The organism is Bradyrhizobium sp. G127, assembly GCF_021502575.1.
Lineage (GTDB): Bacteria > Pseudomonadota > Alphaproteobacteria > Rhizobiales > Xanthobacteraceae > Afipia.
In genome coordinates this window covers 440,830-460,382 of the sequence record NZ_JAKFGN010000002.1, presented here as the reverse complement: position 1 = coordinate 460,382, position 19,553 = coordinate 440,830, and the positions used below count along the sequence as shown (strand labels likewise).

Here is a 19,553-nt window from a genome sequence, read left to right as displayed (position 1 = left end):
CGGTGTTACTTCTTTCCGGCGAGGGCGCTACCCCAGCCGCCGCCGAGCGCAGCACCGCCGAGATAGCCACCAACTTTGAGAAGATTCCCCAGAGCGCCGGCTTCAGCATTTGCCCCCGCTACCATCCCTTGGCCGATGGTGCCGGCAGCATTCATCTGCCCGCCAAAAGCGGTCTGCTGTGCACCGAGGTTACCAGTGAGGCCCTGGCCGACAGTGTTGACGTACTGACCGGTAGCGTTCTGACCCATCGTGGCCACGTTGCCGAGATTGCCGAGGTACTGTTGCGAGCGCTGATCTTCGTAGTCGCTACCGAATTTCATCGCGTCAATATCTGCGTTGCCGCTGTCCAGCATCCCGCCAGCCGCGCGACGGCGGTTGATCGCATCAAGACCGGTGCTAAGGCCAGCCTGATAACCCGGCGTCGCTCGATATGCCGCCGTAAAATCTGCCCCATTGCCGCCGAGGCCGAGGCCAGCCATCAGACGTTCAAGCGCAGATGTGCCGGCAGCCTGGTAGGGCTGAAACTCCCCCGCAAGCGATTTGAAGTCGGTCGCATACTGATTGCCCGCTGTCTTCAGATCGCCAATAGCGGTCTGCTGCTTTGCGTAGGTGTCAGCCGCAGCGGCCTTTGACGCCTTGCTGGCATCCTTGCCTAGCAACGTATCGAGAAATCCCATTAAGCTAACTCCGCTGCCGCTTGGCGGCTTTCCAGCGCCCGGCGCAGCGTCATGCGAATGAACGTTGAGGTGTTTAGACCCTCTCGCTCTGCTTCACGCTCAATGCGCTCTAGGTCAGATTCGGAAATCCGAGTTACGACCTGGGCTGACTTTCGTTCTCTCATCGGAAATCCTTTGTGTGCCGATGTCCTGAGAGGGATGTAGAAAACGTTGTCGTGCAAAAGAAGGACAAGCCGCTGCGTTTGTCGTGCCATGTGCTGCCAAGACGTGACAGCGCGCGGAATGTTTGCTCTCAAGTTCTGCTGACTAAGGGTCGCAAAACTCAAACGCCTGATTTGTCGCCGGATTTTCAGAAACGCAGCGCTGTTGCAACAAGTTGGGAAGTCAATGGGAAGACTTCGCGCGCCAAACGATGCCGTTACGTTTCCGACGCAGTCGCTCAGCAACTCTAGCTGCCGCTCGGTTTACAGCTCGTCGCTGATGTCTTGTCGGCGGCGTTCGCAATCGGGGATAACACCACGCCACCAGATCATGTGTTGAAAGCTCAGCAAGGGGCTTGGCAATGAATGCACGCCAGACCCGCCGCTGAATCCTCCCCAGGCCCTTTGGGGAGACGACAGCCGCCGCAGCCGCGCCGTTTGCGCCGGGCGCTGACACGTGATTTTTACCACCATCATCTTGCATGGTTACAGGTTCGGTTCGGGTTCGGTTCGGGTTCGGACTTCACAGGTTCGGGGTTCGGTTCGGTTCTCCCCCCTATAAGGGGAGAACGATCCGTAACCACCTCAGCGATGATCCACCGTCCAGCGGTCGCCATAGGAGCGCACCAGCCCCTTAGTTTTCAGGGCGTTGCGATTATCTGTCAGATCGGCTTTGCGGCGTTCGCCCAGCCCAGCCTCACGCGCGGCGGCATTCCATTCGTCCAGCGTCAATCCGCCGGCACCAGCATCGTGCAGGATGGCGAACATGGTTTGTTGGTTCTTGGTGAGGCGGGGGCCACGCTCTGCGGCCTTGGTGGCCTCCGGCGTGTCCGCACTCACGATGTTGACCGTGATCGGGTCGCCGTCCTCATCAACACCGAAATGGTGAATTTCCGAGGTGAAAGAAAACAGAGGCCCTTCGGGCATGTCGTTTGCTTTTATGACGGTTGCGGTCTTTACGGCGTCGCCACTGATTTGGACCATCACGTCCACGTCGCCAAGAATGGCGTTAGAGCCGCGCGCACCGCGAGACTCATCCTTGCCGGTGTGGCCGACAAGCGCGACGTGTGCTTCTTTGACCTTCTCCTTGATGCGCTGAATGTTGGCGAAGATTTTGCCCTGATCTTTCGCCTGTTGCTCATCGCCGCCGCCGGCAGCGATCAGCTTGGCGAACGTGTCAAAGATAATGAGCTGAACCGGCTGCCCTATCTCTTCGAAGGCGGCATCAATGGTGTCCAGGACATGCTTGACGGAGTCAGGGTGCGTCAAATCCACCATCCTATCGCAAACAGCGAGGGGGATTTCGGCCAACGTCTCTCCCGTTATTCCCTGCTTGGCGCAATGGGCTGCCAGGCGGCGGCGGACAAGGTCGGCTCGCTCGAGAGCAAAATAGATTACGGCGCGGCATGCTGTTGAACGGTGCCCATGCCAATCCAACTGCCATGCGGTGGCGAGAGCAAGCTGAGCCATCAGCGCGGATTTCATCCCGCCCGGCGGCGCGATCCATGCCGAGGTTTCACCCTGGGCAATGACCCCCTTCACGATCCAATATTTGCGAGGCGGCTTAATCGTGAAGTCGGAGATAAGCTGAAACGGGTATTTAAGTCCTTTGAGCCGCTGCCGACGATCATTTGCAAGTGTCTGAAGGTCCAACGCGATGTTTTCGTTCACTCCGCAGCCTCCAAGTGGGGCTGATCGATGATCGGGGGCACAGTGCCAAACACATGCGGCCCGCCGATGTCATGCGCCCATTCAACCGCCGTCTCATCGCTGATGAAGCCACCCTTCAAGGCGACTCCGATTGAGTCGATCTCGCTGGCCATGAGGCGGGTGTGTAGGCTGGCGGCCCGCAGCTTTGACAGCAGATATTCGGTGCGATTGGTCATGCGGCTACTCCCGTGCGCGTGAGTTGCCTGCCTGCTTCCTCATAAAGGGCTTCCGATGCGGCGGCCAATTCAGATGCAATCTCGGAAAGATCGATATGCGTCCCCTCGTTGTCGGGGGCCGTGCAGTACTCGGTGATCGCGCGAATCTGATTGATAAGCGCCCCGGTGTGGGTGTGGCCTGCGTTGATCATGCCGCCTCCTTGAATGCGAGGCGGGCGACAACGAGCGCATGTTCCGCGCTGATCCGATACCGGCGGGCGAGATATGAAGTGAGGGTTTCCAATGCCATCAGACCGCGACCCCACAGGTCGTGATCCGCTCAATTTCCGAAAGGGGAATTCCGCGCCTACGCTCCGAAAGAGAGATTACCTTGATCTCTTCCTTGGAAATCATCCGCCACAGGGTGCGCTCTGACACCGCGAGAGCGAAGGCCGCGCGCTTGATGGTCAGCACGCGCTGTTGCTTGGTATTGTCCATCGTCACCATGTCCTCTTTTGTGAGTGCATGGTGATGCATTGTGCACAGGTGCCCGTACGGGAAAACAGGTCCGAGATATAAACGTTGGTACGGAAATTACTTTCCGGGGGTTTTCGTAGGATAAACTGTGTCGAGGCGCGCCAAAGACATCCCGTCCTTTATCGGACGCGCGGCTGCGCGCTTCATGATGTCTTTGAATTCATAGTAGCGGGCTAGATGGCTGGCGGCAGCCTTAGTGCCAACAAGCGCCCTTGCTGCCTCGGTTAGCGGCACGACGCGGCCCTTGTTCTTCGCCATCTCCCGCTGCTTGGCTTCCAAATTCTCAACATGTGAAATTATCTTGACCGGATCATCATACTTGGATGGCCGACCAGCACGCTTTGCCGCCTTTGGCGGGGTGTTGGTCGTTTGAAAACCGGGGACGTGCTGGGCGGCAAGCTCTCTTGCTAGGCCCTCCCAATCGTTCGGCTCGATATCGTAAAGGATGAAAAGCAGATTCCAACGTGTGGTGACGCGACGATAAATCGCGTCGCGATACTCTCGCTTTGCTTTCGGCACCAACTTGGCCACCTTGCCGCCGGAAGCGATTTCCGCAGGCCATTGCTTTTCATCAACGTAAATTGGCTCTGACAGTGGATAAGGATACTTTTTAGGCCGCTTGCCCTTGCTCAATGACATACGGAATCTAGCGAATGCCTTAATTGATTCATCCTCGGTCATGGCTACTCCGAAATGGAAAGGGGCACGCAATATATGCGCACCCCATGTTGTCAGTTCAATTGCAGGATGTGAATCGAGCGGCTGACGCCCGCAAGGATGGCTTCCCTCGTTTCCGGCGGAAGCCCGCTCCACGCTTCTGCCGGCAACCCCCCGAGGTAGTCCCGTTGCCGCTGCAACTCCGGCACGTCTTTAGCAGCCGCCAGGATCACCGCCCGAAGTGTATGTCGCGCGACAGTTCGCTCCGGCGTCCTGAGGGCAGGCTTCATTGTCGCCAGCCGGTGAGCCGCTATAGCGATGTGGATCGGCACATTCACCGGCACAAATGCCGAGCAAGCCTTGATAACGCCCGCTGCGGTCAGGTCTTGAACGGCTGGCTCATGCCTCGGCATGGCAAAGCTCCAGATCTTGCCGCGCGCCAAGCTCGCCATCGACGGTCCAACCAAGTGACGGTTCGCGGTCGCCGTTATCCTCTGCATCGCAGTCGTCCAGCTCGAGGTCGGCTTCGTAGCAAAAGCCGATGCTGGGTTCATCGTCGCCCGTGTCCTCTAGATCAGGATCAAGGTCGCTTTCGTCCAGAAACCTTATCAGACGGTCGATCTCGTCGCGCGCCTGCCTCCTGAGTCTGGCAATGGTTTTAAGTGCGGATTGCCGTTCCTGCATCTGAATAGCCAGATGTGCGGGAATCGAATCCAGCGTGTCCGCCGGCCTTTCTAGTACGGTTTGCATGGTGGTGGTCTTTCGGTTTGGCTTCCTACAGCCGTCGCCAGCATCGGGCTGGCTGCCGGGGGGTAGGAACCTGCCGAAAGACAGGTCGCTGCGCTTTTAAGCTTGAAGGTTTGCCCCGATCTCTCGGTTGCCCCTTTTAAGCTCTGGACATGGCGCAACGCCCCCGGCATAAAGCCAGAACGGCGCGCCCGCCAAGGCGCTCCTTAGCGCCAGGAAAGCCCGCCAAGGCCTTCTGCGCTTTCGGCAGCAATCGACGCCAATCGATCGCCAGCCTATTTCGGTCCGGGTTCCTACACCCACGGACATGCTGCCACTGATTTGCTAAAAAAGTCCACCCCGCCAGGGGATGTAGAGAAGCAAATGGCTGAAGAAGACCCTTTCAAAATAGAAGACCCGTCAGGCCTAGAGGACGCTGACTACGCTGCGCTCAATAAGCTGAGACGAGCTTACGAGGAGGGCGGAGAGAAGGGCCTTTCGCTAGCTTTTGAAGCGCTGTCCAAGGACCCTCTACGATATATCCGGGTCGTTGGGGCCATGTTTCCCGATATGACCCGAGAAGCTATCAAGGACGAACTTGCGGCGAAGGGCATAGACGAGGAAGACCTCGCTGAAATGAAGCGCAAGGTCGAAAGCCCAGCGCGGGATCAGTGATTTTTCCAAGTGGGCATGACCTCACCATCCAGGGCCTTTACCGCGCGACGGATTGCTTTCCAGTTCAGCTTTTCAATATCTCGGGGGCGAGCGCTGCTAAAATAAGATCGAGTACGAGCCATTTTATCGACATCGAGTAGAGATAGATTTAGGCTGAAGGCTCGCGACCTTATTGAGTCCAACACTGGAACACCCGTTTTGGGGTATACTCTAGGGCGGGTGTAGCCAGCCTTTCGTGCGCGAGATTTGATTTCGTTTTGGGTTCTTCCGGGAAAGGCTTGATAGAGTTCGGCCCACGTGGCTTGGCTAAAAATCCTTCCCAACTTTTGCAAATCGCGAGAGGTCCAGGGCTTCCTCTTTTTACTGATACCTAGGTAGCAAGCCCGGCTTTGAATTGCCCAATACGACCGCAGCGGAAGTGCTTTCCGCAGGGCGACGTAATCGGGATAAAGATTGCGGACGATTCTGTCCTCAATCTTGGTCCAGATTCTATAACCGTAAAAGTTCACGCCTCTCCGGCGGCAACGCTCCCGTTGAACTTGGGCACGGGCCGCGTCTTTGCTGACTCGTCTGAGGTCCATCTGAAGCCCTCTTTTTTGGGGGGGCAGCTTGCATCCAGATTACTCAAGATTAGAATCGAAAACTAAAATCTCCCCGGTTTCCACATGCCGCTGACGCGCCGCCTTATGCGGAAAGATCAATACGAAGAATGGGGCGTCTTTGACGGAGACGTGCGTGTTGGAGGTCTAACTGAAGTGAGCGGGACCGGCGGTCGGACCATTTGGCAATGGGCGTGCGGCTTTTATCCAGGCTGTGACCGGAGTCAGATGTCTTCCGGCAGCCACGATACTTTCGTTGATGGCCGGGCGGCGCTTCAGGCAGCTTGGGAAAAACTGGAACCGCAGATCACCCCTGCCATGCGCCAAGAGTGGCTGGAGTATCAGGCGTTCACGGCGTGGAAATGCGCCATGTGGGACGCGGGCTGCCGGATGCCGACACAGAACACCACCGGTCGTTCGCGATGTTTCTGCGGGGCCGAGATAACCACCGATGGCGTTCCGGAGCATATTCGGGAACTTCACATGGCGATGGCCACCAGCCGTTAGAACGCGTGCTGTAAGATGACATACATCCAAGCGAGCAGGGTAACTCCTGCGGCCACGCCGGTAATGATCGCACCGCGTGCGATTAGCGGTAAGCTCCCCCAGCCCATCGGGTTAAGCTCTAAGCTGGACAACGTTCGCCCCCTCGGCACGAGCCAAGATCAGGGCCACGTGGTTGCCCCACAGGTCGAGCGCGGCGCGTTTCTCAGCGGCATAGGTGGATCGGTTGAACGGCTTGAAATAGAGCTGCAGGTGACGCTTGCACTGATCGAGGCTGGACGCCTTCATGTCGCTTTCGCGCGCCTCAAGGTAATCCTTCGCGACAGCCTCAAACCGGAGCTTGTCAGAGACCTTGGCGCGGGCCTTGGCGGCGATTGGGTCGGCACCCTCATCGATCCCAACCAGAAGCTTGCGGGCCTTCCTGCGGGCTTCGTCAAGCGACAGAACGCCCACCTTGCCGATGGTTGAGCGCCGCTGAAAATCGCCTTGGCTCCACTGAATGACGAACGTGCGCGATCCCGCCGAGCGGACCCGCAGATACAATCCCGGCACGCCTTGCTTGCTGTCACTATCGGAGTAGAGCGCGTCACCCTTCGGCCCAGCCGACAGGGTGCGGATCGATTCGGCAGTGAGTTTCGGCCCCTTGGTCATCTGCAATCCTTCGCGCTGGGAAGTGATTGGGAAGTGACGACGGACACCGCATGGCATCGTGTGTCACCAATGACTAAGGGTATGAGTCTCGAAACTCCTTATTTCAATGGGTTTGTCACACCATGGCACGCCATGGCAGAACAACGCTGATGTCTGGGGGACTAGGGGTCGGAGGTTCAAATCCTCTCGCTCCGACCATTTTCCATATGGATGGCGCACGCTCGCCAGGGCGTCTCAAGAACATCTTCAGGCTCCGGCAGGCAGGGCAGTGGTCCGCGAATGATCTAGAATTCGCGCGATTCGCCAGGAGCCGCCATGAACGAGACCTTGATTTCCGCCTGCCAGATGTTCCTGATCCCCGCGACAATCCTGTTTGCGGCCGTCGGCGTGCCGAACGGCCGGGGATTGAAGCTGCTCATTTGCCTGATGGGCATGGTCACGAGCGGGCTCTGGTTTTATCGCGTCTGGTATTGGGCCGGCCTGTCAGTGCTGGACCGCAGAACGGCGCTGGGCCTCGCCGGTCTCTATGTACTCGCCTGGATTTTCACCCTGCTGATCCACCTGAAGAACATGGCTTCGGCCGGGTACAACAGGCGCTGATCGGAATTATGCTCTGAACGACCGGTAGGCCAAGGTGTTCAAACCCTCTCGCCGCCACCGTCGGCATATCCGGAGCGCGATCCCTTTGCTACATTGTGACGGGGATCGGCGTTGAGGGGCGAATGCGGCGAACGGATATTGATGCCCTGCGAATAGTGCTCTGTTTCAGCATTATTCTCGTCCACGCGCTCGCGATTTTTTCAACCGAGCCGCACTACCATCTCAAGAGTTTCGAACCATCGCAGACGGCCACGGTTCTCTTCGACTTCGTTCGTGCGGCGGCGATTTCATCGTGGTTTGTATTGGCGGGATGGTCGGCGGTCACGTCGTTGCGCGCGCGAAGCCCTGGCCGCTTTGCGAAAGAGAGAGTGTCCCGCCTGCTGGTACCGCTGATATTCGGCATTGTGATCTTCGGTTCCATCATCAAATACATCGAACTCTACGACGGACGCGACATGGGCCTTCATGGCCTGCGTGAAGCAGAATGGCTGCAAGGGATCATGCAGCTTGACCGGCCCGTGGGCTACTTTGACTTTTTCCCGCGCAACCTGATGCGCCTGCCTTTGATGACGTGGTCGCATCTCTGGTTCCTGGCCTATCTGTTCATGATTTCGATCATGCTGTTGCCGCTGCTGGTGCGGCTCGCGCGGCGTCGTCCGAGTCCAGCCGTTCCTTCGGCTTTCTGGATCTATCTCCCCGTGCTCCCCATGGCGGCGCTGCTGGTGACATTCAATGGCTACTGGCCGTACTTTCCAAATCTGGTCACGGACTGGACGAATTTTTTCTATTTTGCGCTCTGCCTTGCGATCGGTGCCGGGATCGCTGCATGGCCCGGTTTCGAGACGGGACTTCGCGCGGAAGCACCGCGATTGCTGGGGCTCTTGTTGCTGGGTCTCGCTGGTCTGATCCTGTGCGGCGAATCCACATGGGGACGTTTCTTCATTGCGCTGATCGCGTGGGGCGGTGTGGGGGCAGGGCTTGGTTTCGCGGCCCGTTTGAATCCGGCCCCGGCACAGAGGATCGCTTATCTCAGTGAAGCGACACTTCCAGTCTACATCCTTCATCATGCGCCGCTGCTGCTGATCGGCTGGTACGTGCTGCCGCTCGCAGTTCCAGTCTGGCTTAAGGTTGTGGTGATTTGGCTCGCTGCGACAGCAGTCTCGCTGATGATCTACCACTGGCTTGTCAGGCCGTGGACGTGGGCCCGTTGGCTGATGGGGATGGCGCCTCAAAAGGGGAATCCGGTCGCGTTGCGCGTCGTCCCCGAGACGACCTGATACGCAAGGCCGTTGGGCGATCACCGCAGCTTGCCGCGTGCCGCCACTGGCAGAATGCCGACGATCTCGTCACCGCGGACCATCACCACCTCATCGGACATATTCACCACCACGCAGACATGGTTCGGCACGATGCGGACGACGTCGCCCACCGCCGGACGCGTATTGCTTCGGCTTAGATCGAGGAAGCCATGCTCCTCGGCGAAGCGCGCGATCCTTGCTTGCGGGTGTTCGAGGATCAGTCCGTAGCCGTCGAGCCCGCCGGTATCCGCGGTGAGAGTCTTGGAGCCGGCGTCGAGAATACCGCGATCGGGTGCGGCCCGGCTGACCACGGTGGAGTAGACGTGCAGGGCACAGTCCTCCCATGTGGCGACGCCGGCCGCGACCTGCATGCGGTCATTGTAGATATAGGTGCCGGGACGATGTTCGGTGGCGCCCTTGAGCTGACCGACGTTCTTCAGGTTCGGCGATCCGCCGGTCGAAACGATGGCAGGATCGAGACCCAACTGCCGAAGGCCGGCCAGGGCTTCATCATAAAAGCGCTGCGCATCGCTCCAGCCGGTTTCCGTCGGGTACATGAGGAGGCCTGCAAATGTGAGACCGCGCGCGTCCCTGATCTGTCGAGCAAGAGCGATCACTTCCGCCGGTGTCTCGACGCCGGCGCGCTTGCGGCCGGTGTCGCACTCGATCACCACAGGTAACGAGCGCCTGGCAACGGCCGCCGCGCCGGGCAGTCCTGCGATGACAACCTCATTGTCTGCTGCAACCGTGACATGGGTCTTTGCCAGCAGGGCGCCAAGGCGGGCCATCTTCTCGTCGCCGAGCAGATTATAGCTGATGAGAATGTCATTGATCCCGGCGTCGGCCATCACCTCGGCTTCGCCGAGCTTCTGGCAGGTGATGCCTTTTGCGCCGGCCTTGATCTGAAGCTGGGCAAGCAGCGGACTCTTGTGCGTCTTGATATGGGGCCGGTTGGCGACGCCCGCGGCATCGCAGATGCTCTGCACCCGCGCGATGTTTCGTTCAACACGATCCATGTCGATGACGAGCGCGGGCGTTCCGTATTCGCGAGCGATCTTTGCGGCGAGCGGGCTGGTCAAGACAATATCCTCGTTGCGGTGGGCGGATGTCGGCGGTGGGGTTACAAATCGCGTCAAGGCTAGCCCCATTCGCCGTGGCAATGAAGCCGGTGTCTCATCGCGATGCCGCCCATTCCAGACCTTCTCCGCCGCAAACCTTGCTTCACAAGACGTTGATCCCGGCAGGAAGCCGTTGTTGTCCCAAATTCATCCTTATTCTCGACCGATGATCGGAACCGTGGCGCTGCTGAAAGGTTAGCAGGGCTCAGTCTTTCGCTCGCTGATTTTGCGAGCGTTTCTGTATTGATGTGAGGTGCAATGCTTTCGTTTGAATCAATCGGACGGCGTGCCGCGGTCGCCGTCATTCTCGGACTTTCACTCGTTTCCAGCCAATCCTCTGCTCAATCAGGACAGCCATTTGCCGGCATGTCGGGTGTCTGGTCGGGGAAGGGCTCGATTTCGCTTGAAGGCGGCGCGCGCGAGGCGATCAGGTGCCGCGCGACATATGCGGTCCGGAATGACGGTAATGCTCTTCAGCAGACGCTGCGCTGCGCGAGCGACAGCTACAAGATCGAACTCACCAGCAATGTCGTTGCCAGTGGCGGCAAGCTGAGCGGGACATGGAGCGAGGCGACACGCAATGTCAGCGGCGATGTCGAAGGAACGACATCGGGGGGGCGGTTTCAGGTCGTGGTTCGCGCCGGAACATTCTCCGCGGATCTTGCCCTCACCACACGCGGCAATTCCCAATCAGTCGTGATCCGCTCCGAGGGCGGCGAGTTCAAGGGCGCCAACATCACATTGACTCGGACCTGACCATATCATCGACGATCCGAGCTTGAATCGGCGGACGTTCCGTGGACGTCCGCCGATTCGTATATCCGGCCCGCCGCGATGCCGACGACGATGACGTACAGCCAGCCCTGATAGAAATCGGAGAGATGGGAGTTGAACAGCGAACTCAGGATGTTCTGTGCGACCGCCAGCAGTCCGAACCAGGCGACAAGTCCGCTCCCGCGGAAGGTCCACAAATGTGTGATCCACATGGCGTAGAGGGCCAAGCATCCCAGGATTCCCCATTGCAGAGCAAACAGCAGCGTCTGGTTATGGGGATTGCCGGTGACCATCGCCTCCAGACCCGTCTTGCCGACGGCATCGCGCTGGAACAGGGTTCTGATCGCGCCGGTGCCGTGGCCGAGAACAGGGGCGGCTTCAAAAAATCTGATCGACTTATCCCAGTAGGTGAGCCTCTGTCCCACGGAGGAGGGGCCGCGATCCGTCATGCGGACCTGGTATTCGGTGAGCACCGCGGCAGTTTTGTTCTGGAGGTTCGGTGACGCCGCCCACAGACCGGCGGCGGCGAGAACGAGAGCCAGAACCGCGATCCAGAATCGCCTCCGGTCGAGATACCGATAGGCAAACAGCACGGCAAGAATTGGCGAATAGACAAGCGCCGTTCGGGCAACATTGACGAAGGCCAGATTGGCCAGGAGCGCCGTTGCGATGACGGCAGACAATATGGCGACGGCGCGTTTGTTTTTACGATAGGCCTCGACAGTCACCGCAGCGAGCGCGAACGCGCAAAAAACAAATCCCTGGCTTTGATCGATGTAATTCTTGACCGGAACGCCGGGCTGGTCGGATTTGTAGTGGATCGCAAAATTCGGGAAAAAAAGCACGATCCAGGAAAACAGCATCAGGATCGTACATGATGCGGCAAAGGCGAAGAAAATGTAACGGCTGCGCTCGGACTTTCCGAAGTAGTAGATCAGCACCGGAATGCCGAGCAGTTTGGCGATCGGCGTCAGGCCGCGCCACCGATCGGACCACGGAATATCAACGGCCCATAACAGTCCCAGCAACGCGATAAGGCAGATGGCCAGGACGCTCAGGCTGGCGGGATGCTTCAGAGAACGAAAGAAAGCCCCCGGCTTCATCGTGGTCAGGAATGCGATCAGAAACGCGAGCGCACAGGACGAGGCGATCGACGTCGACCACGGCAGCGCCGCCGCTGCGATAATGGCGAAGTTTTCCGTTCCCTTGCGTCGCGCAGCCTCGGCGAGTGCCCGGTTCGGGCCGCGCCACGTGCTGAACGCAAGCCACACATCGGCCAATTCCCGCTTTATTGCGATATACATTTGCCTCTGTGCGGGTGTTATTTCCGAGTGAAGGTGATAAGGAATACACAATATGTCTCAAGACGATAACAGCAAATCAGTGTATCTTCCAGAAGGACTGTCGCCGGAAGCCCGATGAGCGCCATCGACCGCTACATTGTCCGAACAACGCTGCTCGCGTTTCTGATGGTTCTCGTCTCGTTGACGAGCGTCATCTGGATCACGCAGGCGTTGCGCGGCATCGATCTGATGACCGGGCAGGGTCAATCGATTCTCGTCTTCCTCGGGGTCACGGGTCTGGCGATCCCGCTGCTGGCCATGATCATCGCGCCGATCGCGCTGCTGATCGCGGTGATGCATACCCTCAACCGGCTGGCCTCCGACTCCGAAATCATCGTCATGAATGCGGCCGGGCTAGCGCCGGCCAGATTCCTTCGCCCGTTTTTGATCGCAACATGCATCGTGAGTTTGTTCGTTGCGTTTCTTTCGACTTATCTCGCGCCGGAATGTTTGCGCGCGTTGCGGCGCTGGCAAACCGAAATCGGCGCTGATGTCCTCACCAACATTCTTCGTCCTGGCGAGTTTCAGAAACTCGGACCTCTGACGATCCGCATTCAGGGACGGCAACCCGGTGGTCTTCTCGTTGGAATTTTCATCGACGACCAGCGCAATCCGGCCGAGCGAATTGATATTCTAGCGGACCGCGGCACCGTTCAGAAGAACGAGCGGGGCTCGTTTCTGATTCTTCAGGACGGCAACTTGCAGCGGTTTGAGACCGGGAAGCGCGATCCGGCGCTTGTTGCGTTCAACAGCTACGCCTTCGATCTTTCTCAATTCTCGAATGTCGTTCAGAGCGTGACCTATGGTCCACGCGAGCGGTCGATGGGAGACCTGATCTCGCCGCCGCCCGACGATCCGGTGGTCAAGCGCGTCCCCGGCGAGTTTCGTGCCGAACTGCATGATCGGATTTTCGGGCCGATCTATCCCTTCGTTTTCGTCCTGATGGCCTTTGCCATTCTCGGCGCTCCACGGACCACGCGGCAGAATCGAAATTTCGCCATCGCGCTCCTCATTGTCGGAATCCTCGTGGTGCGTATCGCCGGATTCGGCCTTTCGACCGTATCGGTCGCGCAACCCATGGCGATTGTTCTCCAATACCTCATGCTGGCACTGGTCTGTGGGGCCAGCTTCTGGATGACGGTACGGGGGGTAATCGTCGATGCACCCACGAATTTGATCGGGGCGGTTAACGGCATATTCAGTCGTATGGGGTCATTAATGCCCAGGTAATCGGTCTCTCATGCGGAGACAGGGCGGTGATCCATGATCCATTCGAGCAAGCGCATTATGGTGACCGGAGGCGCGGGCTTTCTGGGGTCTCATCTGTGTGAAAAACTGCTTGAGGACGGGCATGACGTCCTGTGCGTTGATAATTTCTTTACCGGAAGCCGGCGCAACGTGGCGCCCCTGATGGGCGATCCGAACTTCGAACTGATGCGCCACGACGTGACGTTTCCGCTCTATGTCGAGGTCGACGAGATCTACAATCTGGCCTGTCCGGCGTCTCCGATCCACTACCAGTTCGATCCGGTGCAGACGACCAAGACGAGCGTGCACGGCGCGATCAATATGCTGGGCCTCGCCAAGCGGGTTCGCGCCAGGATATTCCAGGCTTCCACGTCCGAGGTTTATGGCGATCCCGCCGAGCATCCGCAGCGTGAGGAATACTGGGGCAACGTCAATCCGATCGGATTCCGCTCGTGTTACGACGAGGGCAAACGGTGCGCTGAAACGCTCTTCTTCGATTATCATCGTCAGCATCATCTGCGCATCAAGGTTGCGCGGATTTTCAATACCTATGGCCCCCGGATGCATCCGAACGATGGCCGCGTCGTCTCGAACTTCATCGTTCAGGCACTTCGCGGTGAGGAGATTTCGATTTACGGCGATGGTTCTCAATCGCGGGCCTTCTGCTACGTCGATGACATGATCGATGGATTTGTGCGGATGATGGACACGCCGGACTCGGTGACAGGGCCCGTCAATCTCGGAAACCCCTCTGAATTCACGATCCGTGAACTGGCGGAACGCGTGATCGACTTGACCGGATCGTCATCGAAAATCAGCTACAAGCCCTTGCCGCATGACGATCCGAGGCAGCGTTGCCCCGATATCAGCAAGGCACGTGAGCTGCTGAACTGGCAGCCCGTCACGTCCCTGAATGAGGGGCTTCTCAAGACCATCAATTATTTCGAGAACCAGCTCTCGGGTCTGGTCGAAAGTCCGAGTCTTTCTTTCGCGTAACTGCCGGTTCGGGCCTGTCGCGTCGTTGGACGCCCTCGATCGCCGCCAGTTCAACTTGCCGGATATCAGATGGTGGCCAGATCCCTTTTGATCGTGACTCCGGTCTTCAACGACTGGGATTCATTCGGCCAGTTGTTGGCAGAGATCGACAGGATCATGCCGGCCTGGAACGTGAGCGTCGACGTTATCGCGGTCGACGATGGATCGTCCCAGCGCCCCAGGATCGAGGCGGCAGTCAACTCGCTGCAAAACATCGACGGCGTGACCGTCGTGTCGCTCGCCGCCAATATGGGGCACCAGCGCGCCATTGCAGTTGGATTGGCGCACGCCAACCGCATGGCCGCGCACGATCTCTGCCTTGTCATGGATAGTGATGGAGAAGACAGGCCCGAAGACATCGCCACCATGCTGAATGTGTCGGCCAAGAAGCCCGGCGCTATCGTGGTCGCAAAGCGGGCGCAACGCTCGGAGAGCTGGCGTTTCCGTGCATTCTACAAGGTCTATAAAGCGCTGTTTCGTCTGCTGACCGGCAAGGCCATCGATTTCGGCAATTTCTGCCTGATACCGGGCGACCAGCTTGGGCGAATTGCCCATATGGCAGAGCTGTGGAATCATTTCGCTGGTGCGCTGGTGCGATCCAGAGTCCCGCTGGAAAGCACGGACACGACTCGTGGCACGCGCTACGCCGGGCAATCGACAATGAACTTTGTTTCGCTCGTCGTTCACGGCCTGAGCGCAATCTCGGTGTTCAGCGATCTCATGTTTGTTCGTTTGCTTGTCGGCTCGCTCATTGTCGGCGCATTGCCTGTTCTGATCTCTGCTGTCGCGATCGCATTGCGGCTCACAACGGATCTGGCCATTCCGGGATGGACGACGAACGTCGCGGGCTTCGCTGCGCTGGCGATCCTCCAGATACTTACGCTGCTGGTGACCAGTGTGTTCGTCTCTCTGAGCGGGCGCTCGGGCTTTCCATTCGTGCCTGCCATTCACGCCCTGACTTACATAAAGGATACGACGTGCCTGCGCCGATCGAGGAAGGATCCGGTCATTACAGCTATGAAGGCGGCGAACTAGATGTCTTCACGCTAGCGACCAACTGGAAGGCCTACTGGGCGTCGCGTATTGAACCGCATATGGGTCCGCGGGTGCTCGAGGTCGGTGCAGGGCTGGGCGCAACGGCGCGGACGCTATGCAAAAGGCAGAAGAGGTGGGTCGCGCTGGAGCCTGATCCGGCACTCGCCGGGCGAATGCGCGATGAAATCGCCGCGGGGCATTTGCCTGCGATCTGTGAAGTGAGGGTCGGAAAGCTCGAAGATCTCGACGCGTCGGAACTCTTCGATACCATTCTCTACATCGACGTTCTGGAGCATATTTTGAACGATCGTGGCGAACTTGAACGCGCCGCTGTGCAACTGGACCGCGGCGGTTGCATCGTCGTCATCGCGCCGGCGCATCAGTATCTGTATACGGCGTTCGATAAGGCGATCGGCCATTTCAGGCGGTACGATCGCGAAATGATCGTTGCATTAAATCCGTCCGGACTGAATCTCTCCAGATTCGAGTATCTCGACAGCGTCGGATTCCTGGCCAGCCTGGGAAATCGCTTGCTGCTGAATTCGGCTTCACCCAGTTCATCGCAGATCAAGATCTGGGACCGGTTCATGGTGCCGTTGTCGCGATGTCTCGATCCGATCTTGCAGCGCCGATTCGGAAAGTCGGTTCTTGCGGTATGGAGCAAGAATTGAGCGCGGCCGGCACGTTGGGCGTAAGAACAAGAGGACCGCATTGCTTCGTGCGCCGCGTTTCCGCGATTCTGTTTTTCTCTGGAATTAGTCGAAACCCGTGGTCGATCCCATGAAATCCTGGTTAGGCAAGCTCATGGCGAGCGCCGGGTTTGTCGTGATCGGCGTGGCGTTTGCCGTTTACGTGGTGGGCGTCAGGGTTCTCAATCCATTCGATATTTCTTGGCTGGGCGGAGATTCGGCGACAGGCTATCTCGGCTGGAAGTTCTTTCGTCAGGAAGAGCAACTGAGTTTTCCGCTGGGCTGGGCGTCCAAGCTCGGTTATCCGCTCGGAGAACCGATTGCATATCTGGACTCGCTGCCCCTCGTGGCGACCATATTCTGGCCTTTTCGCCATGTGCTGCCGACTGACTTTCAGTATATCGGCCCCTGGTTTGTGCTTTGCGTCGTTCTGCAATTCTATTTCGGGTATCGGATTTCAAAGCGGCTCACCGGAGGACATGAATTATCGGCGTTGCTCGGTGGCCTGCTGTTCATGACAGCTCCGCCGTTCATCTGGCGTGGGCTCGGGCATTTCCCGCTTGCGAGTCACTGGCTCATTTTGGCGGCGTTCGATTTCTATCTGTCGACCGCAAGGAGAATGTCACGCGCGCAGATGGCGGCTGGCGGTCTGCTGTGCTTCGTCGCGGGCGGCATCAATCCTTACATCACGGCGATGGTGCTGCTGGTTCTGTTTGCGGCTTATCTGCGCTGGTTCCTCGCGGCGGATGAGGAGTCGAAGCAGGGGAGGTTCGCCAGTTTTTCGCGTGCGGCGTTTGGCGCCGGTCTCTCGTTCGGACTCGCGATATCCGCGCTGTTGATCTTCGGGTTTCTCCGTCCGGGGGAGTCCGGTTACGCCGGGGCCGGATATAAAATCTATTCGATGAATCTGCTGGCACCGATCGATCCATGGGATTATCCGGGCCTTTTGTGGGATCGGCTGCCGATCTCGCCAAATCAGTATGAAGGCTACAACTATCTGGGCCTCGGCATCATCCTGCTGGGTCTGGCGGCGGTGGTGTGGCGCCCATCGATCATCACGGAATTGTTCAAGCGGGAAGCGATTGCAGGCTGGTTGATTTTCGCCGCGTCACTCTTTTTCGCTCTCTCTTTGAAAGCGACCGCCGGCAGCACTGTCCTCTATGACATTCCGGTTCCTGATTTTGTGTTGAATGCGTTCGGAGCCTTTCGCGCCTCCGGCCGGCTTTTCTGGCCGGCGTTTTATCTGATCCTGTGCTGCGTCATCGGCGCAGCGTATGCCGCATTCGGTACCGGCGTGAGGACGGCTTTATTGCTTGCGCTCCTCGTTCAAATGTTCGACCTGCGCCCGCTGCACATTGGAGTTCGTGAAAATTGGGCACGCACGTCTTCAGCGGCATTCACCGATGACCCGATCTGGCAGGAGGTCGGACGGAAGCATCGGCATTTGATCGTCATTCCGGCTTGGCAATGTAGCAAAGACAGCAAGGATACGCCGGGCGGGTTTTCCGGGTACTGGATTTTCGGAAAACTTGCCGCTGATCACGGCATGACAATCAACAGTTTTTATGCGGGGCGCAATACACCGAAACAACTGGAGTATTTCTGCGAAACACAGCCGGCGGCTATTGCAAGGGATGGCCTTGGATCGGACGCTGCTTACGTTTTCAACTCTGCCGCACCGTGGCTTTCAACGCAGATCCGAGGCCATTTCTGCCGCGGTTTGAACGGCGTAGTGTTGTGCTCGATTGTCGACGGCCAGCAAGGCAATGCGGGCAATATTCTGAGGTCCGGCCAATAGCACCGCGAGGAATCCGAGAGCCAACCAGGTCCGGGGCGGTGCTGTTTCAGTGCCTTGGCCAGGTATCTACAACGACTATCCGATTGACGGAAGCTCTTTGAAGTCAAGTCTTTTCAATAGGATGGCTATATTGTAGGAGTTCGCCATCTACGGTGGTTTAGTGTAATTTGGACACAGTCGACGTGCCCTTGCCGAGTTTGGAGCCTGCCGGCCAAACATGCAGTTGGACTGCGTCGTACATGCGGTCTGTAGGGCAGATAGCATTCCTGTACAAGAAATTCCGTACCGCGACCTTCCTGCCGGGTTGCGGTTCGCGTCGCAATGAAAGTCATATAAATGAAGCGAAAAACTGCACTCATTACCGGCATAACCGGGCAGGACGGGGCGTATCTCGCTGAACTGTTGTTGTCCAAAGGATATTCGGTTCACGGCATCAAGCGGCGTACCTCGCTCTTCAACACTGACCGCATCGATCATCTCTATCACGATCCGCACGACAAGGGTTACGACCTGACGCTGCACCATGGCGATCTGACCGACTCATCGAGTCTCATTCGCATCGTGCAGGAAGTTCAGCCGGACGAGATCTACAATCTCGCGGCTCAAAGTCACGTCGCGGTTTCTTTTGAGGAGCCCGAGTACACAGCTAATTCCGACGCATTGGGTCCGCTGCGCATACTCGAAGCGATCCGTATTCTCGGACTTGAGAAGAAAACCAAATTTTATCAGGCCTCGACTTCAGAGCTTTATGGCCTTGTGCAAGAGACTCCCCAGAAGGAGAGCACGCCCTTCTACCCTCGATCACCTTATGCGGTTGCAAAACTGTACGCATACTGGATCACGGTGAATTACCGCGAAGCCTATGGTCTGTTTGCGTGCAACGGAATTCTTTTCAATCATGAATCGCCGATCCGCGGTGAGACGTTCGTAACGAGAAAGATCACGCGAGCCTTGGCTCGCATCAAGCTCGGCCTTCAGGAGAAGGTCTATCTGGGAAATCTGAATGCCCTCCGCGACTGGGGGCATGCGCGTGACTATGTCGAAATGCAATGGCTGATGCTGCAGCAGGACGTGCCGGAAGATTATGTTATCGCCACCGGCGAACAGCACTCGGTGCGCGAGTTCCTTGAAGTCGCAGCGAAGGAAATAGGCATCGCCATCCGGTGGGAAGGGAACGGCGTCGACGAAAAGGGATACGATATCGCCACCGGCCGGTGTATTGTTGAGGTCGATCCGCGATACTTCCGGCCGGCGGAGGTGGAGACTTTGTTGGGCGATCCGGCAAAGGCTTACCGCAAGCTGGGATGGTCGCCAAAGACGTCTTTCGTCGAACTGGTGACGGAGATGATGGTTGAGGATATGAAAGTCGCGCAGCGCGATGAACTCGTGAAGCAGCACGGCTTCAAGCATTTCAATTATAACGAATGAATTTTTGAAGCGAGGATGCGTCCGGTGGCCTAACCTCGCTGGAGGTATGTTCTTCCAGAGGATGTTTTTTAATCTGTTTGGATGTGAGGCTATTGT

General features: G+C 57.9%; 22 protein-coding genes. 11 read left to right on the top strand and 11 right to left on the bottom strand.

Translation table 11 applies throughout. From position 1 onward, the window contains the following. Positions 1-5: 5 nt before the first annotated feature. From LVY71_RS14090 to LVY71_RS14055, 8 genes are all read right to left on the bottom strand, one after another. Positions 6-677, bottom strand: a complete 672-nt coding sequence (locus LVY71_RS14090; RefSeq protein WP_235100500.1) for a hypothetical protein — start codon at positions 675-677, stop codon at positions 6-8. A 785-nt stretch (positions 678-1,462) separates the two neighbouring features. Then, complete coding sequence (locus tag LVY71_RS14085) at positions 1,463-2,548, bottom strand: AAA family ATPase (RefSeq protein WP_235100499.1); 1,086 nt, start codon at positions 2,546-2,548, stop codon at positions 1,463-1,465. Beyond that, on the bottom strand, positions 2,545-2,763 hold the full coding sequence (locus tag LVY71_RS14080; RefSeq protein ID WP_235100498.1) for a hypothetical protein: 219 nt from the start codon (positions 2,761-2,763) through the stop codon (positions 2,545-2,547). The genes LVY71_RS14085 and LVY71_RS14080 overlap by 4 nt, the downstream gene beginning before the upstream one ends. Then, positions 2,760-2,954, bottom strand: coding sequence for a hypothetical protein (locus LVY71_RS14075; protein WP_235100497.1), 195 nt, complete (start codon positions 2,952-2,954; stop codon positions 2,760-2,762). Before LVY71_RS14075 ends, LVY71_RS14080 begins: the two co-directional genes overlap by 4 nt. A gap of 97 nt (positions 2,955-3,051) precedes the next feature. Next, complete coding sequence (locus LVY71_RS14070; protein ID WP_235100496.1) at positions 3,052-3,240, bottom strand: helix-turn-helix transcriptional regulator; 189 nt, start codon at positions 3,238-3,240, stop codon at positions 3,052-3,054. A gap of 96 nt (positions 3,241-3,336) precedes the next feature. Continuing rightward, a complete protein-coding gene (locus LVY71_RS14065; RefSeq protein ID WP_235100495.1) occupies positions 3,337-3,960 on the bottom strand; it encodes a hypothetical protein in 624 nt (207 codons plus the stop codon). Between the two features lie 50 nt (positions 3,961-4,010). After that, a complete protein-coding gene (locus LVY71_RS14060; RefSeq protein WP_235100494.1) occupies positions 4,011-4,379 on the bottom strand; it encodes a hypothetical protein in 369 nt (122 codons plus the stop codon). Continuing rightward, the gene (locus LVY71_RS14055; RefSeq protein WP_235100493.1) at positions 4,336-4,686 is read right to left on the bottom strand and encodes a hypothetical protein; all 351 of its coding nucleotides are present in this window, start codon (positions 4,684-4,686) and stop codon (positions 4,336-4,338) included. Before LVY71_RS14055 ends, LVY71_RS14060 begins: the two co-directional genes overlap by 44 nt. 360 nt (positions 4,687-5,046) lie before the next feature. Between LVY71_RS14055 and LVY71_RS14050 the strand changes: the two genes are divergently transcribed. Together LVY71_RS14050 and LVY71_RS14045 are read left to right on the top strand one after the other, a co-directional pair. Continuing rightward, on the top strand, positions 5,047-5,337 hold the full coding sequence (locus tag LVY71_RS14050; protein ID WP_235100492.1) for a hypothetical protein: 291 nt from the start codon (positions 5,047-5,049) through the stop codon (positions 5,335-5,337). A gap of 827 nt (positions 5,338-6,164) precedes the next feature. Further along, positions 6,165-6,443 (top strand): hypothetical protein, encoded by a 279-nt coding sequence (locus LVY71_RS14045; RefSeq protein WP_235100491.1) that lies wholly within the window; start codon positions 6,165-6,167, stop codon positions 6,441-6,443. Between the two features lie 111 nt (positions 6,444-6,554). Here LVY71_RS14045 and LVY71_RS14040 read toward each other — a convergent pair whose 3' ends face one another. Beyond that, a complete protein-coding gene (locus LVY71_RS14040; RefSeq protein WP_235100490.1) occupies positions 6,555-7,091 on the bottom strand; it encodes an Arm DNA-binding domain-containing protein in 537 nt (178 codons plus the stop codon). Positions 7,092-7,406: 315 nt separating this feature from the next. Here LVY71_RS14040 and LVY71_RS14035 point away from each other — a divergent pair, with 315 nt between their 5' ends. Both LVY71_RS14035 and LVY71_RS14030 read left to right on the top strand, forming a co-directional pair. After that, positions 7,407-7,691, top strand: a complete 285-nt coding sequence (locus tag LVY71_RS14035; protein WP_235100489.1) for a hypothetical protein — start codon at positions 7,407-7,409, stop codon at positions 7,689-7,691. Between the two features lie 122 nt (positions 7,692-7,813). After that, positions 7,814-8,968, top strand: coding sequence for an acyltransferase family protein (locus LVY71_RS14030; protein ID WP_235100488.1), 1,155 nt, complete (start codon positions 7,814-7,816; stop codon positions 8,966-8,968). Positions 8,969-8,988: 20 nt separating this feature from the next. Here LVY71_RS14030 and LVY71_RS14025 read toward each other — a convergent pair whose 3' ends face one another. Then, positions 8,989-10,068: a D-TA family PLP-dependent enzyme gene (locus LVY71_RS14025; RefSeq protein ID WP_235100487.1), complete on the bottom strand. Its 1,080-nt coding sequence runs from the start codon at positions 10,066-10,068 to the stop codon at positions 8,989-8,991. Positions 10,069-10,365: 297 nt separating this feature from the next. On the opposite strand from LVY71_RS14025, the gene LVY71_RS14020 reads away from it, so the two are divergent. After that, positions 10,366-10,863, top strand: coding sequence for a hypothetical protein (locus tag LVY71_RS14020; RefSeq protein WP_235100486.1), 498 nt, complete (start codon positions 10,366-10,368; stop codon positions 10,861-10,863). A 5-nt stretch (positions 10,864-10,868) separates the two neighbouring features. Here LVY71_RS14020 and LVY71_RS14015 read toward each other — a convergent pair whose 3' ends face one another. Further along, a complete protein-coding gene (locus tag LVY71_RS14015) occupies positions 10,869-12,185 on the bottom strand; it encodes an O-antigen ligase family protein (protein ID WP_235100485.1) in 1,317 nt (438 codons plus the stop codon). A 114-nt stretch (positions 12,186-12,299) separates the two neighbouring features. Between LVY71_RS14015 and lptF the strand changes: the two genes are divergently transcribed. The 6 genes from lptF (at position 12,300) to gmd (ending at position 19,457) form a co-directional block, all read left to right on the top strand. After that, complete coding sequence (gene lptF, locus LVY71_RS14010) at positions 12,300-13,454, top strand: LPS export ABC transporter permease LptF (RefSeq protein ID WP_235100484.1); 1,155 nt, start codon at positions 12,300-12,302, stop codon at positions 13,452-13,454. A 33-nt stretch (positions 13,455-13,487) separates the two neighbouring features. After that, positions 13,488-14,468: a UDP-glucuronic acid decarboxylase family protein gene (locus LVY71_RS14005; protein ID WP_235100483.1), complete on the top strand. Its 981-nt coding sequence runs from the start codon at positions 13,488-13,490 to the stop codon at positions 14,466-14,468. A gap of 69 nt (positions 14,469-14,537) precedes the next feature. Then, on the top strand, positions 14,538-15,542 hold the full coding sequence (locus tag LVY71_RS14000) for a glycosyltransferase (RefSeq protein WP_235100482.1): 1,005 nt from the start codon (positions 14,538-14,540) through the stop codon (positions 15,540-15,542). After that, positions 15,485-16,213, top strand: a complete 729-nt coding sequence (locus LVY71_RS13995; protein WP_235100481.1) for a class I SAM-dependent methyltransferase — start codon at positions 15,485-15,487, stop codon at positions 16,211-16,213. The genes LVY71_RS14000 and LVY71_RS13995 overlap by 58 nt, the downstream gene beginning before the upstream one ends. Positions 16,214-16,310: 97 nt before the next feature. Further along, positions 16,311-18,029 carry a DUF6311 domain-containing protein gene (locus tag LVY71_RS13990; protein ID WP_235100480.1) on the top strand — a complete coding sequence of 573 codons (1,719 nt, stop codon included), beginning with the start codon at positions 16,311-16,313 and terminating at the stop codon, positions 18,027-18,029. 336 nt (positions 18,030-18,365) lie between these two features. Continuing rightward, complete coding sequence (gene gmd / locus LVY71_RS13985) at positions 18,366-19,457, top strand: GDP-mannose 4,6-dehydratase (RefSeq protein ID WP_235100479.1); 1,092 nt, start codon at positions 18,366-18,368, stop codon at positions 19,455-19,457. Positions 19,458-19,553: the final 96 nt, after the last annotated feature.

Bases quoted from the DNA above. Each gene is read 5' to 3' on its own strand.
- LVY71_RS14005 (WP_235100483.1), top strand. From the start codon at position 13,488: ATGATCCATTCGAGCAAGCGCATTATGGTGACCGGAGGCGCGGGCTTT.
- LVY71_RS14050 (WP_235100492.1), top strand. From the start codon at position 5,047: ATGGCTGAAGAAGACCCTTTCAAAATAGAAGACCCGTCAGGCCTAGAG.
- LVY71_RS14090 (WP_235100500.1), bottom strand. From the start codon at position 677: ATGGGATTTCTCGATACGTTGCTAGGCAAGGATGCCAGCAAGGCGTCA.
- LVY71_RS14030 (WP_235100488.1), top strand. From the start codon at position 7,814: ATGCGGCGAACGGATATTGATGCCCTGCGAATAGTGCTCTGTTTCAGC.
- LVY71_RS14045 (WP_235100491.1), top strand. From the start codon at position 6,165: ATGTCTTCCGGCAGCCACGATACTTTCGTTGATGGCCGGGCGGCGCTT.
- LVY71_RS14035 (WP_235100489.1), top strand. From the start codon at position 7,407: ATGAACGAGACCTTGATTTCCGCCTGCCAGATGTTCCTGATCCCCGCG.
- LVY71_RS14065 (WP_235100495.1), bottom strand. From the start codon at position 3,960: ATGACCGAGGATGAATCAATTAAGGCATTCGCTAGATTCCGTATGTCA.
- LVY71_RS14080 (WP_235100498.1), bottom strand. From the start codon at position 2,763: ATGACCAATCGCACCGAATATCTGCTGTCAAAGCTGCGGGCCGCCAGC.
- LVY71_RS14070 (WP_235100496.1), bottom strand. From the start codon at position 3,240: ATGGACAATACCAAGCAACAGCGCGTGCTGACCATCAAGCGCGCGGCC.
- LVY71_RS14015 (WP_235100485.1), bottom strand. From the start codon at position 12,185: ATGTATATCGCAATAAAGCGGGAATTGGCCGATGTGTGGCTTGCGTTC.
- gmd (WP_235100479.1), top strand. From the start codon at position 18,366: ATGAAGCGAAAAACTGCACTCATTACCGGCATAACCGGGCAGGACGGG.
- LVY71_RS14055 (WP_235100493.1), bottom strand. From the start codon at position 4,686: ATGCAAACCGTACTAGAAAGGCCGGCGGACACGCTGGATTCGATTCCC.
- LVY71_RS14040 (WP_235100490.1), bottom strand. From the start codon at position 7,091: ATGACCAAGGGGCCGAAACTCACTGCCGAATCGATCCGCACCCTGTCG.
- lptF (WP_235100484.1), top strand. From the start codon at position 12,300: ATGAGCGCCATCGACCGCTACATTGTCCGAACAACGCTGCTCGCGTTT.
- LVY71_RS14000 (WP_235100482.1), top strand. From the start codon at position 14,538: ATGGTGGCCAGATCCCTTTTGATCGTGACTCCGGTCTTCAACGACTGG.
- LVY71_RS14075 (WP_235100497.1), bottom strand. From the start codon at position 2,954: ATGATCAACGCAGGCCACACCCACACCGGGGCGCTTATCAATCAGATT.
- LVY71_RS14020 (WP_235100486.1), top strand. From the start codon at position 10,366: ATGCTTTCGTTTGAATCAATCGGACGGCGTGCCGCGGTCGCCGTCATT.